The 16,993-nt window shown below is 71.2% G+C and carries 14 protein-coding genes; 9 read left to right on the forward strand and 5 right to left on the reverse strand.

Annotation, left to right across the window (positions count from 1 at the left end; all coding sequences use genetic code 11):
• Nucleotides 1–6 precede the first annotated feature (6 nt).
• The gene (locus AC1VNH_RS04325) at nucleotides 7–3,273 is read right to left on the reverse strand and encodes a UvrD-helicase domain-containing protein (protein WP_483110076.1); all 3,267 of its coding nucleotides are present in this window, start codon (nucleotides 3,271–3,273) and stop codon (nucleotides 7–9) included.
• Nucleotides 3,270–6,401, reverse strand: a complete 3,132-nt coding sequence (locus AC1VNH_RS04330) for an ATP-dependent helicase (RefSeq protein WP_483110077.1) — start codon at nucleotides 6,399–6,401, stop codon at nucleotides 3,270–3,272. Before AC1VNH_RS04330 ends, AC1VNH_RS04325 begins: the two co-directional genes overlap by 4 nt.
• Before the next feature lie 149 nt (nucleotides 6,402–6,550).
• Here AC1VNH_RS04330 and AC1VNH_RS04335 point away from each other — a divergent pair, with 149 nt between their 5' ends.
• From AC1VNH_RS04335 to AC1VNH_RS04345, 3 genes are read left to right on the forward strand one after another with little or no spacing between them, the layout of a single operon-like run.
• Nucleotides 6,551–6,775, forward strand: coding sequence for a DUF3107 domain-containing protein (locus AC1VNH_RS04335; protein ID WP_137417388.1), 225 nt, complete (start codon nucleotides 6,551–6,553; stop codon nucleotides 6,773–6,775).
• A 3-nt stretch (nucleotides 6,776–6,778) separates the two neighbouring features.
• Nucleotides 6,779–7,069, forward strand: coding sequence for a GlsB/YeaQ/YmgE family stress response membrane protein (locus tag AC1VNH_RS04340; protein WP_483110078.1), 291 nt, complete (start codon nucleotides 6,779–6,781; stop codon nucleotides 7,067–7,069).
• Nucleotides 7,070–7,073: 4 nt separating this feature from the next.
• Complete coding sequence (locus AC1VNH_RS04345; RefSeq protein ID WP_483110079.1) at nucleotides 7,074–7,484, forward strand: RidA family protein; 411 nt, start codon at nucleotides 7,074–7,076, stop codon at nucleotides 7,482–7,484.
• Between the two features lie 18 nt (nucleotides 7,485–7,502).
• Here the strand turns inward: AC1VNH_RS04345 and AC1VNH_RS04350 are convergent, their stop codons facing one another.
• On the reverse strand, nucleotides 7,503–8,219 hold the full coding sequence (locus tag AC1VNH_RS04350; RefSeq protein ID WP_460740563.1) for a ferritin-like fold-containing protein: 717 nt from the start codon (nucleotides 8,217–8,219) through the stop codon (nucleotides 7,503–7,505).
• A gap of 175 nt (nucleotides 8,220–8,394) precedes the next feature.
• On the opposite strand from AC1VNH_RS04350, the gene AC1VNH_RS04355 reads away from it, so the two are divergent.
• A complete protein-coding gene (locus AC1VNH_RS04355) occupies nucleotides 8,395–9,843 on the forward strand; it encodes a DEAD/DEAH box helicase (RefSeq protein ID WP_483110080.1) in 1,449 nt (482 codons plus the stop codon).
• 24 nt (nucleotides 9,844–9,867) lie between these two features.
• On the opposite strand, the gene AC1VNH_RS04360 is transcribed toward AC1VNH_RS04355, so the two are convergent.
• On the reverse strand, nucleotides 9,868–10,737 hold the full coding sequence (locus tag AC1VNH_RS04360; RefSeq protein WP_483110081.1) for a PHP domain-containing protein: 870 nt from the start codon (nucleotides 10,735–10,737) through the stop codon (nucleotides 9,868–9,870).
• 77 nt (nucleotides 10,738–10,814) lie between these two features.
• Between AC1VNH_RS04360 and AC1VNH_RS04365 the strand changes: the two genes are divergently transcribed.
• Together AC1VNH_RS04365 and AC1VNH_RS04370 are read left to right on the forward strand one after the other, a co-directional pair.
• Nucleotides 10,815–11,825 carry an endonuclease/exonuclease/phosphatase family protein gene (locus tag AC1VNH_RS04365; protein ID WP_483110082.1) on the forward strand — a complete coding sequence of 337 codons (1,011 nt, stop codon included), beginning with the start codon at nucleotides 10,815–10,817 and terminating at the stop codon, nucleotides 11,823–11,825.
• Nucleotides 11,826–11,858: 33 nt separating this feature from the next.
• Entirely contained in the window at nucleotides 11,859–13,268 is a 1,410-nt protein-coding gene (locus AC1VNH_RS04370; RefSeq protein ID WP_483110083.1) for an aminopeptidase P family protein, read from the forward strand.
• Between the two features lie 30 nt (nucleotides 13,269–13,298).
• Here the strand turns inward: AC1VNH_RS04370 and AC1VNH_RS04375 are convergent, their stop codons facing one another.
• Entirely contained in the window at nucleotides 13,299–13,925 is a 627-nt protein-coding gene (locus AC1VNH_RS04375; protein ID WP_483110084.1) for a YflT domain-containing protein, read from the reverse strand.
• A 70-nt stretch (nucleotides 13,926–13,995) separates the two neighbouring features.
• On the opposite strand from AC1VNH_RS04375, the gene AC1VNH_RS04380 reads away from it, so the two are divergent.
• Genes AC1VNH_RS04380 through AC1VNH_RS04390 form a run of 3 tightly spaced genes read left to right on the forward strand, consistent with a single transcriptional unit; the run spans nucleotide 13,996 to nucleotide 16,986 of the window.
• A complete protein-coding gene (locus AC1VNH_RS04380) occupies nucleotides 13,996–15,246 on the forward strand; it encodes a magnesium transporter MgtE N-terminal domain-containing protein (RefSeq protein ID WP_243227508.1) in 1,251 nt (416 codons plus the stop codon).
• Nucleotides 15,246–15,845 (forward strand): DUF1003 domain-containing protein, encoded by a 600-nt coding sequence (locus AC1VNH_RS04385; RefSeq protein WP_137419144.1) that lies wholly within the window; start codon nucleotides 15,246–15,248, stop codon nucleotides 15,843–15,845. The genes AC1VNH_RS04380 and AC1VNH_RS04385 overlap by 1 nt, the downstream gene beginning before the upstream one ends.
• Nucleotides 15,835–16,986 (forward strand): Mrp/NBP35 family ATP-binding protein, encoded by a 1,152-nt coding sequence (locus AC1VNH_RS04390; protein WP_483110085.1) that lies wholly within the window; start codon nucleotides 15,835–15,837, stop codon nucleotides 16,984–16,986. Before AC1VNH_RS04385 ends, AC1VNH_RS04390 begins: the two co-directional genes overlap by 11 nt.
• The last annotated feature ends 7 nt before the right edge of the window (nucleotides 16,987–16,993 follow it).

Consider the following 16,993-nt stretch of genomic DNA (forward strand, 5'->3'; position numbering starts at 1 on the left):
ATCGGCTCAGTCGCGAATGACGAGATCGTCGGCGACGTAGTAGAGCGCCACGTCGATCTGCTCGATCGGAACACCGTGCCGGGCGTGGTAGGCCTGACGATACAACTCGAGCTGCACCAGACGCTCGCGTCGCTCGGACTCCGACCGCGGGGCACGACCGGTCTTCCAGTCGACGATCTCGATGCGATCGCCCCGGCGGTAGACCGCGTCCAGCTTGCACACCACGACGTGGGGGCGGTCGTCGATGCCGATGTAGCGGAAGTCGATCTCCGTCTCGACCTCGATCGGCTGGAGCGGCGCCCACTCGCTCGCCTCGAAAATCTCGATGAGCCGCTCGAAGTCCGCGTCGTCCCCGCTCTGCTCGGTGTCGGGCGTCCAGAGCGGGTCGTCGAGCGAGGCGGAGGCGCTCACTCCGGAACGACGTTCCACCCACGCATGGAACCGCGTGCCGAGCGAGGTCTGTCGATAGGGCCGCTCCGGCATGGGGCGCTCGAGGGCGGCGACAGCCGCGTCGTAATCCGTGACGAAGTCCTTGTACGCGGATGCCGGAATGCGCACCGGCGCCCCCGAACGGGCGGACCGTTGGCGTTCGGTGCGCTCGGCCAGCAGCAGCGCGAGCTCGTCGTCGGCCTCACCCGGATCCTCGCGGGCTGCCTCCACCGCCGCGGCGGCGGCGGCCACTCGCGCTCGGCGCGACCCCAGCGCGTCCATTGGCCAGTGCATCGTGCGAGCCGCATCCGCCAGCGGGTTCTCCCCTGGATCGATGCGCGGATCGTCTTGGCCGAGCGCCTGCGCGATCTCGATCGTGAACCGGCTGCAGCTCCGCGGCCGCGTCGTGCCGGCCCACGGCGATCCGCTCAGCAGCAGGTGGTCGCGGGCACGTGTGACCGCCACGTATGCGAGACGCCGGTCCTCCTCGAGCGCGCGCTCACGGTGGGCCCCGACGAACGCGGTGCGGCGATCGCGCAGCTGCTGCTGGCTCTCGGCACCCTGCCATGAATACACGGGCAGCCAGGCGGAGTCTCCCCGGAAGGCGTAGGGCAAGACCCCCGCGCCGAGCCAGCCCTTGATCTCTTTCGGCGTGGAGGGCAGCTCGCCCTCCACGAGCCGGACGACCGCGACCGCATCCCACTCGAGCCCCTTCGAACCGTGGATCGTCAGCAACTGAACCACGTCGGACTCCGGCGGATCGCTCCGGGGGGCCAGGTCGTCGCTGCGCTCGGCGTGCTCGAGCCAAGCCAGCAGACTCGTCAAAGAACCGTGCTCGTCGGCCGCGAGGAATGCGTTGACCTCGTCGACGAACGCCCGCACCTGGGCGGTGGCCGTCCGCGCCGGTCCGCGGCTCTCGTTGGCGGCGAGTTCGACGTCCAGTCGCAGCTCCACCTCGATCGCCCGCACCAGCTCCGTCAGGGGCAGGGTCGCCGCCACCTGCCGGAGCCCGGCGAACACCGCCGCCGCCTCTCGCAGTCGGTCGCGTGCGGTGGGAGTGAACGTCTGGAACCAGGCGTGGTCCGGACGGAGTCTCGTGAACAGATCGAGGGCGTCGATGAGAGATCCGGTCTCGGCGCGCGCGCTCTGACGCAGCCGCGCCAGCAGGTCCGGCTCGCCCTCGCCGGCGGCCTGCTGGCGCACTTGCCGTCGGGCGAGATCGTTCAGTGCGGACAGGTCCGCCAACCCGATCGCCCATCGCGGACCGCTCAGCAGACGGATGAGGGCGGAGCCCTGCGTCGGATCGCTGACGACGCGCAACGCGCTGACGATGTCGACGATCTCGGGGGTGCTCAGCAGTCCGCCGAGGCCGAGAACGCGATGCGGGATGCCGTGGCGGGCCAGCGCCTCGGCGAATCGCGGCATGTGCTTCTTGGCACGGAAGAGCACGGCTCCGGTCGTGGAACGTCCCTGGGCCCCGCGCTCTCGGATGACCTCGGCGAACCAGCGTGCGACCGCATCCGCCTCGCTCTCCAGGTCGGGCTCGGTCACGATCTCGACCCGTCCGTCGTCTGCCCCGAGCCTCGCGCGCAGGGTGCCCACGGCGACGGCACTGCGTTCGGCGAGCGGCGCCAGAACGGCGGTGGCCGCGTTCAGCACGGCCGGGGAGTTGCGCCAGCTCGTGAGCAGGTCGAAACGGGCGCACGTGCCGTGCGCCAAGAACGACGCGCCGAACCCCGCCAGGTTGCCGGCGCTCGCACCGCGCCACCCGTAGATCGCCTGGTGAGGATCTCCCACCGCCATGACCGCCGAGTCGGCGAACAGCGTCGACAGCAGAAGGCTCTGCACCACCGAGGTGTCCTGATACTCATCCAGCAGCACCACGCGGTACTGGTCACGCAGCTCTTCGACCAGTCGCGGATCGCCTCGCACGATCTCGTAAGCGCCGGCCACCTGATCCGCGAAGTCGATCACCCCGGTCCGGCGCTTGTTCTGGTCGTACTCGCGGGCGAGGCGTGCGTAGAGCGAGAGCTTGCCGACGGCGGCGACGTCGTCCAGCACGTCCTTGTAGACCGTGGTGCGCGCGTTCTCCGAGGGGATGTCCACGACGCGCGCGAACGTCTCGGGGAATCGCTCGAGGTCATCGAGATCGACGAGGTTGTCGACGGCGTCGCGCGCGATGCGCAGCGCACGATCGACGAGGGTCCGCAGCGACTCCTCCGTCGTCTCGAGCTCCGGATCGTCCGAGGCGAGCACCGTGCTCCGCATCAGCAGCCACGCGGCGGACTCGGACAGCACGACGGCTTCCGCATCGCGCCCGATGCGGGCCGCGTGTTCGCGGACGATGCCGTCGGCGAAGCTGTTGTACGTCGAGACCGTGGGCCGGTCGAGCAGATCGTCGGCGTCGTCGGCGGACGCGGCGGCGGTCATCCGCTCCTCGGCGAGACGATCCAGCAGTCTTCGTCGATCGTCGTCGGATCCGCCGGACCGCTCGATCTCACCGAATCCCGCGAGCTCGCCGCGGCGGTGGAGATCCTCGAGACTGCCGAGCAGGCCGCGCCGCTCGAACTCCGCGAGACGCGCCAGCCGGCGCTGGATGCGCTCGGCCAGCTTCCCCGCCGCTTTGCGCGTGAAGGTGAGCCCCAGGATCTGGTCGCGGCGGACGAGACCGTTCGCGACGAGCCACACGACGCGTCCCGCCATCGTCTCGGTCTTGCCGCTGCCGGCTCCCGCGACCACGAGCGCCGGTTCGAGATCGGACTCGATCACGGCCGCCTGTTCGTCCGTGGGCGGGAACTGCCCGAGTGCGGCGGCGATCGCCGCCGCACTGATCAACGCGGTCACGGCGCGCTCACCGGCGCGACGGTGTGGATGCGGCACACGCCGTGCGAGAAGTCATCGCGACAGTGCGTCTCATAGTGCGCCTCGAAGGAGCGCGCACTCATCACCGTCGCCGCGGCGTTCAGGCGGCCGAGGAACGCAGCACGCGCCGCGTCGTCGAGGGGCGGCTGTGTGGGCGTCGCGAAGATCGACCGCGACGACGTCGGCTGCAGCACCAGCAGCTTGGCGCCCGCACTGTCACGCCCTTGCGCGTCGGGCACCATGCCCGCATCCACCGCGAGCTGGTAGGCCGCCAACTGCGCATTGTCGGCCACCTTCTCGTCCGTGCTCGGCACGGAGCGCCCGGTCTTGAGGTCCACGATCTCCACACGGCCGTCGGGCAGGAGCTCGACGCGGTCGATGGTTCCCGACAGCACCATGGGCTGCGCGTCGTCGCCCGCCGGGTGCGGCAGCGGCACCTCGAACCGCGACTCCGCTCCGAGGAGCGTCCCGCCGCGGGCCTCGAAGTCCCGGAGGTAGGCCGAGAGCCGCCGCACGAGGTCGCGCGCGCGGTCGCGTTCGACGCACTCGCGCCACGGCGCATCGAACTCCAGTTCGTCCCAGCGCTCTTCGACAGCCCGCCAGAGAGAGTCCTCGTCCGGTCCCGCGGTCTCCATCGCGTGGTGCAGGAGCGTCCCGAGGCCGGCCGTCGTCTGGGTGCGCGCTCCGCCGAGATCCGCGATGACCCAGTCGAGTTGACACGTCTCCAGCGCCTCGAGCCGCGAGGGCGAGAGTCGCACGGACGTCTCGGAGGCGTCGTGCAGCGGCGCCTGGGAGGTTGCCGCAGCCATGCCGTACCACTGCGCGGGCGCAGCGCCGGCGACCCGGGCGTCGGCCAACAGGACGAGTTGCCCGGCGGCGTGCGAGCGGACCGCCGGAGCGGTCGCCGTGGTGAGCGTGCGTCGATGCGCGGCGACGAGTCCGCGCAGAGAGAGTGGATGACGGGTAGGCGCCGGCTGGGCGTCGGGCAGCAGTTCCAGGAGAGGGCTCGGCACCGATGCGTCGTCCGAGACCGCGGTCACCACCACGCGACTGCGTGCGCGGGACAGCGCCCGGGCGAACAGACGCAACTCGTCGTGCAGCACCTCTCGCCGCCGATCGCGCGTACTCGCGGCCGCCGCGCCCATACGCGCCTCCGCGAGCCGCCACGCCTGCAGCAGGGTGCCGCGCAGACGCGTGTTGGGCCAGACGCCCTCCTGCATCCCGGCGATCACGACGGTGTCGAACTCGGTGCCCAACGCCGCCGCCGGTGTGAGCACCTGCACCCGCTCCCGGCGGCTCGGCGGGGCGAAGAGGTCCTCCGCCACGTCGCTGTCGAGGACACCGCGCACGAAGACCATCGGGTCGCGGGGACCCCCCTCCTCGGCACGCTCGCCGAAGCGTTTGGCGGCTTGGAAGAGTGCCACGACCGCATCCAGGTCACGGTCGGCCTGCTCGGCGAGCGGACCCGATCCGCGCGCGAGCGCCGACCACGCGGCCTCGAGTCCGCTGCGCGACCAGGCGGTCCACAGCAGCTCGTGCGCGGCGGCCCCGCGGCGGAGCTCGTCTCGCAGCTGCGCGAGCGTCGCGGCGATCGCTGCCGCACGTGATCCCTCGCGCGTTCCCAGCGCCTCCAGGCGCGCGGGCTCGCGCAGTGCGTCCGCGAGCAGCTGAGCGGCGGATCTCGTGCCTGCCACGAGCACCTCGGCGCGACGAAGTGCCGCACGGAGCCTTCGGAGATCGACGGGGTCGAAGCCGGCGGCCAGCAGGGTCTCTGCCGGATCGATGTCCTCCGCCGCCGCGCGGACGACCGTGAGCAGGCGCCTCACACTCCCCCGCGTTCCCAACGGTTCGACGAGACCCGGCGCGCGGGCAGGCACCTCCCGCGCGCCAAGCTCCGCCTCCAGGGCGGCGACCTGCCGCGAATCGTGTGCGATCACGGCGCAGTCCGCCCACGCCACCCCGTCACGCAGGTGCCGTTCGCGCAGCACACGCGCGATGAGATCGTGCTCCTCGGGAGCGGAGCGTGCGAGATAGACGCGCAGACTGTCGTCCGCGGGCGCGCCCTCCGGCGCCCGCCGGTGGGCGACGACCCCCGCGGCGCCGATCCTGCTCGTGACCCGCCGCACGGCATCCGTCTGCAGTACGGTTCCGCGATGAGCCCGCTCAAGCACCGCCGTGCGTCCGAGGGATGCGGCCAGACGCGAGAAGTGCTCGGGACGCGCGCCGCGGAAGGCGCCCGAGCCGATGTCGGGATCACCGAAGGCCGTGACCGCGATCCCCCGCTCGCGCAGAGCCTCCAGCAGGGCGACAGCCCCCGGGGTGAGCTCCTGCGCGTCGTCGACCAGCACGGCCCGCAGGCGCCGCACCACCGCGAGCGCCGGGTCCGTCGCATCGAGCCGACCCAGCAGTCCCACGGCCTCGGCGACCAACCCCGCCGCGTCACGGTGCGAGGAACGCAGATGGCCGCGAGCATCGTCGTACTCGACGAGGAACGAACTGAGCGCTGTCCACACCGGTATGCCCTCGGATGCGGACAACGCGGCGAGCTCCGCCGCGTCGACGCCCCAGGTCGTGCACTCGGCGAGGAAGGCCCGCAGCTCGCTGCGAAAGGCGCGCGACGAGCGCACCGCGGCACCGAAGCCCTCCGGCCAGCGCGATGCGACGCCGTCCTGCTCGTCGAGCTCGTCGCCGCGCAGCAGGTCGTGCACGATCTGATCGTCGTCCGCTCCCGTCAGAAGACGCGGAGCCGGTCGCTGGCGGAGCACCTCGTGGGCGCGCACGATCTCGAATGAGAGAGAGGCCACCGACCGCGCGGGCGCGCCCGATCGGGCGCCCGTCATCGCCAGCGAGAGGCGGTCGCGCAGCGCGGTCGCGCTCTGGCGCGTCGAGGTGAGCGCCAGCACCTCGTCCGGGGCGAGCCCCCGAGCCGTGAGCTGCGCCACGCGGGCGATCAGCAGGGCGGTCTTGCCCGACCCCGGCGCACCGACGACCACCAGCGACTGGTCCGGGTCCGCATCCAGCACCGCTCGCTGCGAGGCGTCCCAATCGGGCGCCTCGAACACCGGCTCGGCGTCGGCCGCGGCGCTCGCGGAAGCGGAGAGAAGAGGCATCGGCAAAACGCTAACGCGCCCCGGCGACACCGGCCCGGTGCGACGCGTTCGCCCACAGCGTGCACCGGCACCGGCCCCGCCGGGCGTCGGCATTCTGCGGTGCCGTAGAGTCGGAACGTCCCCGAAGACAGACGAGAGAGGCGACATCCGTGGAGATCCGCATCGGCATCGCGAACACCGGCCGCGAGCTCAACTTCGAGACCGACCAGGCAGCCGACGACGTGAAGAAGTCGCTCGCCGACGCGCTCGGCTCCGGAGCTCCGTTCGTGTCGTTCGCCGACACCAAGGGCAACTCCTACATCGTCCCCGCCGCGAGCCTGGCCTATGTCGAGCTCGGCACCGAAGAGGCCCGTCGGGTCGGCTTCGTCGCCTGAGCGATGGAGATCCTGCTCGCGCTGATCTACGGCGCGGCCGTGGGTACCGCGGCGCACTTCGCCCTCCGCGGTCGTGAGCTGCGCGGCGTCGCTCTCGCACCGATGATCGGCGCGTTCGTCGGCGGGGCCGTGTGGCTCGCGCTGACCTGGGCCGGGGTCACCACGGCGGAGCCCTGGCTGTGGCTGGCGACGCTGGTCGCCGCACCGGTCGTCGTCGTGCCCGTGCTCGTGGTGCTGGAGCGCGTCCGCTCGGCGCACGACGCCCGCGAGCGTCAGCGCCTGCACATCGGCTGAACCGATGAGCGCTTCCGCCGTGCGCCTCATCCGCGCGCAGCAGTTGAGTGATGTGGCCGAGTACGCCTACGCCGCCACCGCGCCCGCCGGCACCCGCTTCATCTTCCTGGCGGGAGCGTGCCCGCTCGCCGACGACGGTTCCACCGTCGCGGTGGGCGACTACGCCGGTCAGGCGTCTCGATGCATCCAGACGCTCACCGAGGCCCTCGCGGCCGCCGGCGCCGGACTGCACGACGTCGTCAGCACCCGCGTGCTGGTCGCCTCGGCACGCCAGAGCGACCTCGTCACGGCGTGGGAGGTCGTCCGGGACGCGTTCGGTGATCACGATGCGCCGAGCACCTTGATGGGAGTGACGGTTCTCGGCTACGACGATCAGCTCGTCGAGATCGAGGCGGTCGCCGCCGTCACGGACTGAGGCCGGCCGCGCCGCCGGTCAGGAGGACAGGCCCAGCGACTCCATACGGCGCGCGTGCGCCGCCATCAGCTCGGTGAACACGGGCTCGACCGTTTCCTGGATCGCCGTCGTGTTCTCGGTGCCCTTGAGCGCTGCGCGTGCGATCAGCAGAGTGTCGCCGACGAGACGGCGTCCCCACAGTGCGAGCAGCGACGGCCACTCCTCGCTCTCGCCGAGGGTCTCGAGCAGGATGTCGACGAGCGCACTGCGAGCATCGTCCGCCTCCAGCGCGCGGGCGACGCGGAGCCCCGTTTCGCCGTAGCTCGCCGAGAGCGCAAGGTAGAAGTCGTCGAGCATGCCCGCGGTCAGATGAACCGAGAGCATCGTCTCAGGCCAGCGCACGCCGTGCACCTCGGCGCGGAACGCGTCGAGCGGCTCGCGGAAGGGCAGCATCAGGGCCGTCGGATCCTCGTCACGATCACGGATGACGGCGACGAGCTCCTCGTGCTTGCGCAACGCCGCGCCCGCAGCACGCGAGATCGCCTCCTTGCGAGCGAGTTCGGGAGTCAGCGCAATGAGTTCGGTCAGGGTCTCGAAGAAGCCGAGCTGAAGATAAGCGGCCTGCCCGAGGAACGTGTCGGTGTCGGGGGCGAGCTCGGCGAAGTCGACGCGTGTGATGCCGTCGTACTCCCCGCGCGAGCGCAGGCGCAGCGTGCGGCCCGCGGGCCTCGAACGACGTCGGAACCATTCCCACACACGACCAGCCTAGAAGGTTCCTCGCCCGCGCGCCGGAGCGCCAGGCGGAGCCGAGGGCGCGCTCCGGTATCCTGGTGGGGTCCCGGCATCGGATCGGGACCTGCGCGCCTGGGGCTGACAAGGGCGCGGACATCCGGCGGCGCCTTCCGCGCCCACAACCAGACAGGTGCATATTGTGACGACTTTCGCCGAGCTCGGCGTCGACCAGGACATCGTCGACGTTCTCGCCGCTCGCGGCATCGCCGACGCGTTCCCCATCCAGGAGCAGACCATTCCGCTCTCCCTGCCCGGGCAGGACATCATCGGCCAGGCCAAGACCGGCACCGGCAAGACCTTCGGCTTCGGCATCCCCGTCGTGCAGCGCCTCGGCGCCTCGCCGGAGCCCGGCGTGAAGGCTCTCATCGTGGTTCCCACCCGCGAGCTCGCGGTGCAGGTCTACGAGGACATGGACCTGTTGACCTCCGGCCGCAGCACCAGCGTCGTCGCCATCTACGGCGGCAAGGCCTACGAGGGCCAGATCGACCAGCTCAAGGCCGGCGCACAGATCGTCGTCGGCACGCCGGGCCGGCTCATCGACCTCGCGAACCAGCGTCTGCTCGATCTCTCCCACGCGACAGAGGTCGTCCTGGACGAGGCCGACAAGATGCTCGATCTCGGCTTCCTGCCCGACATCGACAAGATCTTCTCCAAGGTTCCCGCCGTGCGGCACACGCAGCTGTTCTCTGCGACGATGCCCGGGCCGATCGTCGCGCTCGCGCGACGCTTCATGTCCAACCCCATCCACATCCGGGCCAACGACCCCGATGAGGGGCTGACACAGGCGAACATCCGCCACCTGGTCTACCGCGCGCACAGCCTGGACAAAGACGAGATCATCGCCCGCATCCTGCAGGCCGAAGGCCGCGGCAAGACCGTCGTGTTCACGCGCACGAAGCGCGCGGCGCAGCGACTGGTGGACGAGCTCAACGACCGCGGCTTCAACGCCGGCGCTGTGCACGGCGACATGAGCCAGGAATCGCGCGAGCGGTCGATGGCGGCGTTCAAGGCGGGCAAGAAGGACGTCCTCATCGCGACGGATGTGGCCGCGCGCGGCATCGACGTCGACGACGTCACCCACGTGATCAACCACACCATCCCGGACGACGAAAAGACCTACCTGCACCGCGCCGGCCGCACCGGACGCGCCGGCCGCACCGGCATCGCGGTGACCTTCGTGGACTGGGAGGACCTGCACAAGTGGGCCCTCATCAACCGCGCACTCGAGTTCGGACAGCCCGAGCCCGTCGAGACCTACTCGTCGAGCCCGCACCTGTTCGCCGACCTCGACATCCCCGAGGGAACGAAGGGACGTCTGCGCAAGGCTCCCGCCACGGCGACCGTCACGACCGTGTCGGGCGATGCGCCCGCCGCGGACGCGGCTCCCCGCACGCGCCGTCGCCGGCGCACGGGCGCGAACTCCGATGCGTCCGCCGCCCCCGCCGCATCCGGCTCCGAGAGCCCCCGCACCGACGGCGGCGGCACGCACGACGGTGGCGGTGCCGAGCACCACGACGGAAAGCCGGCCGCACGGCGTCGCCGGCGTCGCCGCGGCCCCCGCCCCGACGCATCGGCCCCGTCCGCCTGACGCTTCGCAGCGCGCCGGTCCCCCTCAGGGGTGGATCGGCGCGCTGCCGCTTGCGCGGGCGATGATCCGCGCGAGCATCTCGGCCGACGTGGTGTTCTCGCCCGGTCGATTGGGTTTGCCCGCGCCGTGATAGTCGCTGGAACCGGTGACGATGAGCCCGTTCTCTTCCGCGACGCGGCGCAGCACCGCCTTGCCGTCGGAGGTGTTCTCGCGGTGCTCGATCTCGAAACCGCCCAGCCCGTGCGCGATGAGCTCGTCGATCACGGGCATCGGCAGCATCCGGTCGCGACCGTGCGGCGTCGGGTGAGCGATGATCGGCACACCGCCCGCGGCCACCACGAGGTCGACGGCGGTCAGCGGGTCGGGCGCGTAGTGCGGCTCGTAGTAACCCGCGCGCGGGTGCAGCACGCCGTCGAACGCGGCACCGCGATCGGAGACGATCCCGCGCGCGACGAGTGCATCCGCGATGTGCGGGCGCCCCACGGTGGCCCCGGCGCCCGTCTGGGCGAGTACGTCCGCCCAGGTGAGGTCGTAGTCGCGCGCGAGGCTCGCCACGATCCGTTCCGCGCGGCCGATGCGATCGTCCCGGATGCGGGCGAGCTCCGCCGTCAACGCCGTGTCCGTGGGGTCGAACAGGTACGCGAGGACGTGGACGCTGCGCCAGCCCTGCCGTGCGCTCATCTCCATCCCCGGCAGGAACGTCATACCCAGTCGCACGGCTTCGTCTGCCGCCTCGGCCCACCCCGCCGTCGTGTCGTGGTCGGTGAGCGACACCGTGGCCAGCCCCGCCGCACGCGCCTGGCGCATGACCTCGGCCGGCGACTCCGTGCCGTCCGAGCGGGTGGAGTGCAGATGCAGGTCGGCAGGCGTCGATACGCGGCCGTCTGCACTCATCCCCCGAGCGTACCGCGCACGCTGGTGCGCCCTGCTGCGTGCGGCCGACGCTCAGGTCGGCTGCCTAGGCTCGGAGGGTGTCACGTCTGCTGGGAATCCTGCTGAGCCTGCTCTGCGCGATCGCGGCGGCCGTCCTCACCTGGCCGGAGTTCTTCCGCCTCTCGCGGACCTTTCCGCTCACCCAGATCGTGTCGTTCCGATCCCTCGTCGCGCTGGCGTTCGCGGCTCTCGCCGTCGTCGCGCTGCTGCTGTCGGCCGCTCGTCCGGTGCGTCGCGTCGTGCTCCCCGTCGCTCTGGTCGCGGTGCTCGCCGTCGGCGCCAACGCGACGATCATCGTCTCGCGCGGCACGGGCACGACGGCGCTGCCCGCGAAGACCGAGAACAGCATCCGGGTCATGACCTGGAACACCGCCGGAGATGCCACCTCGCCGCAGACGATCGCGCAGACCGCCATCGCCATGGGCGCGGACATCGTGAGCCTTCCCGAGACCACGATCGAGACGGGCGCCGAAGTCGCGGTCGCGATGCGGGATCTCGGCAGCCCCATGTGGGCGCACCACACCGAGTACGGCACCGACGGGTGGGCGGCGGATTCGACGACGCTGCTCATCAGCCCGTCGCTCGGCACCTACTCCGTCATCGCCTCCTCGCAGGAGGGCACGAGCACGGTGCCCAGCGCCGTCGCGATGCCGACAGACGGCAACGGTCCCACCGTCGTCGCCGCCCACGCGGTCGCGCCTCGCGAGGATCAGATGGAGCACTGGCGCCACGACCTGCAGTGGCTCGCCGACCAGTGCGCGGGCGGGGACGTCATCATGGCGGGCGACTTCAACGCGACCCTCGATCACATGGCCGGACTCGGAACCGACGGCGGAACGCTCGGCGCCTGCCGGGATGCGGCATCGCAGACGGGCAACGGCTCGGTCGGCACCTGGCCCACCGACCTCCCCGCCCTGGCGGGCGCGCCGATCGACCACGTGCTCGCCACGCCCCAGTGGACCCCCACCGGCTCTGTCGTGCTGAGCGGGATGGACGACGCCGGCAGCGACCATCGGCCGCTCGTCGTGCAGTACGAGCGCACCGGCTGAGCGAGCCGTCGAGGAGGGTGGGAGACTGGAGCCATGTCGGAATCCACGGACACCTCACCCTCGACCGCTGAAGAGCCGGTCGTCTCGAACCGCAAGCAGCCTTTCCCCCAGGGATTCCTGTCGACGATCTCGACCGGATGGGCCGAGCCCCCGGAGACGATCGCTCCGCCGCGCATCGAAGCGGCCTACGCCGCCGCACGTCGCGTCGCACTCTCCGCGCTGTTCCCGGGCTCGCGCCTCGTGATCCCCGCGGGCGAGCTGAAGCAGCGCAGCAACGACACCGACTACCCGTTCCGTGCGCATTCCGCGTTCGCCCACCTGACCGGATGGGGCGCGGACAGCGAACCGGGTTCCGTGCTCGTCTTCGAGCCCCGTGGCGACGAGGGCCACGACGTGATGCTCTACTTCCGCGAGCGCGCCGACCGCACCACGAGCGAGTTCTACGCCGATGCGAGTGTGGGCGAGTTCTGGATCGGTCCGCGCCCCTCGCTGGCGCAGGTCGCGGCGGATCTCGCGATCGCGACGGCTCATCTCGATGCCTTCACCGCGAGCGACGCTGACCGCGTGGTCGACGAGGACGCCGAGCTCAGCCGCATCGTGTCGGAGCTGCGCCTCATCAAGGACGAACACGAGATCGCCCAGTTGCAGCTGGCGGTGGATGTCACCGGCGCCGGCTTCGACGACATCGTCCGAGAGCTTCCCCGCATCGTCACCCACCCTCGCGGCGAACGCGTCGTGGAGGGTGTCTTCCACCAGCGAGCTCGGAGTGACGGCAACGGGGAGGGCTACGACACGATCGCCGCTTCCGGGGCACACGCCTGCTACCTACACTGGACCCGCAACGACGGCCGCGTTCTGCCGGGCGATCTGATCCTGATCGACGCCGGTGTCGAGGTGGACAGCCTCTACACCGCCGACATCACCCGCACGCTGCCGGTGAACGGGCGCTTCACCGAGGTGCAGCGCCGCGTGTACGAGACCGTGCGCGAGGCCGCCGACGTCGCGTTCGCCGCCGCTCGCCCCGGCGTGAAGTTCCGCGAGATCCACGAGGCGGCCATGTCGGTCATCGCCGCCCGTGTTGCCGAGTGGGGCCTCATCCCGGTCACGGCCCAGGAGGCGTTGGACGCCGATCACGGCGGCCAGCATCGGCGATACATGGTGCACGGCACGAGCCACCACCTCGGCCTCGACGTGCACGACTGCGCACAGGCGCGCCGTGACATGTACTACGAGGGCGAGCTGGCACCGGGGATGGTCTTCACGATCGAGCCCGGCCTCTACTTCCAGGCCGACGACCTCACCGTCCCCGAGGAACTGCGCGGCATCGGGGTGCGCATCGAGGACGACATCCTCATGACGGCCGAGGGCCCCGTCAACCTGTCCGCGGGCATCCCTCGCACCGCCGATGAGATCGAGGCGTGGATCGCTCGCCTGTCGAGCTGACGGAGGGCGGTCGGGCCGGATGCGGCGCGCTCAGGCGCGGTCGTCGTCCTGGCCCGGCTGCGCCCCTGGCGTGGCGGGCCGCTCGACGGGCGGCGTCTGGGGCGACGGAGAACCGGGCGTGATCCGCTCGCCGTAACGCGGTGGAGTGTCGCTGCGCGGCGCTGCCGAGGCCGGACGCGCCGCGGTCGGCGCGGTGCCGAGCGCGGTACGCGCCTTGTGCACGCTCGTGGGCGCCACCTTCACCTCGTAGTGGTCCGCGACGACCTGCATGACGGAGGCGTAGTCGCGCCGACGGCGCACGATCGAGAACATCAGGATGTTCAGCAGCATGCCGATCGCGATGCCGACCAGCAGCACGCCCACGAACGCCTGGATCTGCACCGTGGGCGAGCCGAGCACGAAGATGAACGAGAAGAGCACGCCGAGCATGAGGCCGTTGATCGCGCCCGACCTGGCGGCCGTGGCGTAGCCGAGCCGGCCGGTGATGCGTTCGATCGAGCGCAGACCCGCACCCACGATCGCGATCTCCTTGGCCGGCACCTCGGCGGCGATGAGAGCGGACACGGCCTTCTGCGCCCCCTCGTAATGCGTGAACGAGGCGACGGTCTCGCCCGTCTCGGCGGAGCCTTGCGAGAACGGTGCACCCTGGTTGCTCATCACCCCATCTTCCCACGCCGAACCGGAGCGCTCCCGGCGTGCTCATCGAGCCCGGGGCTAGGCTGGACGAGTGAGCACACAGCGGGTTTTCGTCGCGCGTCTGGCCGGATGCGCGGTCTTCGATCCCGCCGGTGACCGACTCGGCCGTGTGCGCGACGTCGTCGTGATCTACCGCGCCGACGACGCTCCCCGCGTGATCGGCCTCGTCATCGAGATCCCCGGACGACGCCATGTCTTCGTCTCGATCGGGAGGGTCACCTCGATCGAGACCGGCCAGGTGATCACCACCGGCCTCATCAACGTGCGCCGCTTCCAGCAGCGCGGCGGCGAGGTGCGGGTTCTGGCGGAACTCGTCGGGCGCAAGGTGTCACTGCGCGACGGCTCGGGGCAGGCCGTCATCGAGGATGTCGCGATCGAACGCAACCGCCTCGGCGAATGGGACGTGTCCCAGCTCTTCCTGCGCAAGCCCAAGACGAGCCCGTCGCCCTTCGCGAAGGGCGCGACCACCTTCGCCTCCTGGCACGACGTCAACGACGGCCAGACCCGCGGCGAGGCGCAGTCCGCGGAACGGCTGGTCGCCAGCTACGCCGAACTCAAGGCCGCCGACCTCGCCAACACCCTGCTGGATCTCCCCGAAGACCGCCTCCTCGAGGTCGCGGAGGAGCTTCCCGACGACCGCCTCGCCGACGCCCTGGAAGAGATGCCGGAAGAGGAGCAGGTGCACATCCTCGAGGCTCTCGGCGACGAGCGCGCGGCCGACATCCTCGACGCGATGGAGCCCGACGACGCCGCCGACGTGCTCGCCCAGCTGCCGGCCGAGCAGCGCGAGGAGCTGCTCGAGCTCATGGAGCCCGATGAGGCGGAGGACGTGCGCGCCCTCCTGCAGTACGGGCCGGACACCGCGGGCGGACTCATGACGCCCGAGCCGATCGTGCTGTCCGCGGACAACACGATCGCCGAGGCGCTCGCGCTCATCCGCCGCCACGAGACGCACCCGGCCCTCGCTGCCGCCGTGTTCGTGACGCTCCCTCCCTACGAGACGCCCACCGGCCGACTGCTCGGCACGGTGCACTTCCAGCGGATGCTGCGCTATCCCCCGCACGAGCGGCTCGGCGCGCTGCTCGACGATTCGCTCGAGCCCGTGCCCGCCACCGCCTCCGCTGCCGTCGTCGCGCGTCTGCTGGCGACCTACAACCTCGTCTCGGTTCCCGTCGTCGACTCCGCACAGCGCCTCGTCGGCGCCGTCAGCGTCGACGATGTGCTCGACTATCTGCTTCCTGAAGACTGGCGCACCGGTGACTCGGAAGGACGGCCGCAATGATGGCCCGATCGCCTCGCAAGGGGGCGCTGGATGCACCCCGCGGGCGGGGTGGGATGCTGTCGCGGTCCCCGCAGCCCTCACGCGACCGGTTCGGCCGCTTCACCGAGGTGATCGCCCGCGGCATGGGAACCCCGTGGTTCCTCGTGGGCCTGAGTGCGTTCTGCGCCGCCTGGCTCGCCTGGAACACCATCCTGCCGCCGGAGCTGCGCTTCGACTCCTCGGACAACGGCTTCACGGCTCTGACCCTCGTGCTCTCGCTGCAGGCCTCCTACGCCGCCCCGCTCATCCTGCTCGCGCAGAACCGACAGGACGACCGAGACAGGGTGCAGATCGAGCAGGACCGTCAGCGCGCGGAGCGCAACCTCGCCGACACCGAGTACCTCGCCCGCGAGATCGTCGCGTTGCGGATGGCGCTGACCGACGTCTCGAGCGAGTCGGTGACGCGCGAGGTGCTCCGCGACGAGCTACGCGCGCTGCTGGAGGATCTGCAGGCGCACGGCGCCGGTGAGGAGCCGGAGCAGGTCCGCGCGGAGCGCGAGGAGAAGCGCCGTCGGGCCGAACGCCGCGAGAAGGCGGAGCGCGAAGCCCGTGAACTCTGAGACCGACCGCGTCGCCCGGGTACGGGAGGCGGTCGGCGCCGTCACCGATCCCGAGCTGAGACGCAGCCTCGCCGACCTCGACATGCTGCGCGAGGTCAGCGAGAGCGCTGACGGCGGCGTGCGCGTCGCTGTGGCCCTCACGATCGTCGGCTGCCCCGCATCCGATCGCATCGAACGCGACGTGCGCGACGCCGCCGAGCGCATCGTCGGCGACGCCCCGGTCGAGGTCGTCCTGGGCGTCATGAGCCCCGAGGAGCGTGAGGCGCTCACGACCCGTCTGCGCGGCGGCCGCCGGCGCGGCAACCCCTTCACCCCTGAGTCGCTGACGCGTGTGATCGCCGTGACGAGCGGCAAGGGGGGCGTCGGCAAGTCGACGCTCACCGCCAATCTCGCCGTCGCGCTGGCGGATCGCGGCAGACGCGTGGGCGTCGTGGATGCGGACGTGCACGGCTTCTCGATCCCGGCGCTGCTGGGACTCGTCGACGCCGACGGCGCGAGTGTGCGACCCACCAGGATCGACGATCTCATCGTCCCTCCGGTCGCCTTCGACGTGAAGGTCGTCTCCATCGGCATGTTCCTGCCCGAGGGCGCCGCCCGCAGCGCCGTCGCGTGGCGAGGGCCGATGCTCCACCGCACGATCCAGCAGTTCCTCACGGAGGTGTATTTCGGCGACCTCGACGTGCTGCTCATCGACATGCCGCCGGGCACCGGCGATATCGCCATCTCGATCGGGCAGTTGCTCCCGCACGCCGACGTCCTGGTCGTCACCACTCCGCAGGCGGCCGCGTCCGAGGTGGCGGCACGCAGCGGGCTGGTCGCCAGGCAGACGGGACAGAGCGTTCTGGGGGTCGTCGAGAACATGACCGCCATGACCCTCCCCGACGGCACGACGTTCGACCTGTTCGGGTCAGGCGGCGGTGACCGCATCGCGGGGAAGCTGAGCACCGACGCTGAGACGGTAGAGGTGATCGCGCGTGTTCCGCTGAGCCCCGCACTGCGCAGCGGCGGGGACGCGGGCGAGCCGGTCGTACGCCGCGCTCCGGAGGACGCAGCCTCGGCCGCCATCCAGCAGGTCGCCGAGCGCATCCTGCGATCCGGACGTTCGCTTTCCGGCAGACCGCTGCCCGTCACCCCGAGCTGAGCGCCGA

The sequence above is a fragment of the Microbacterium sp. KU4F genome (genome assembly GCF_056868075.1).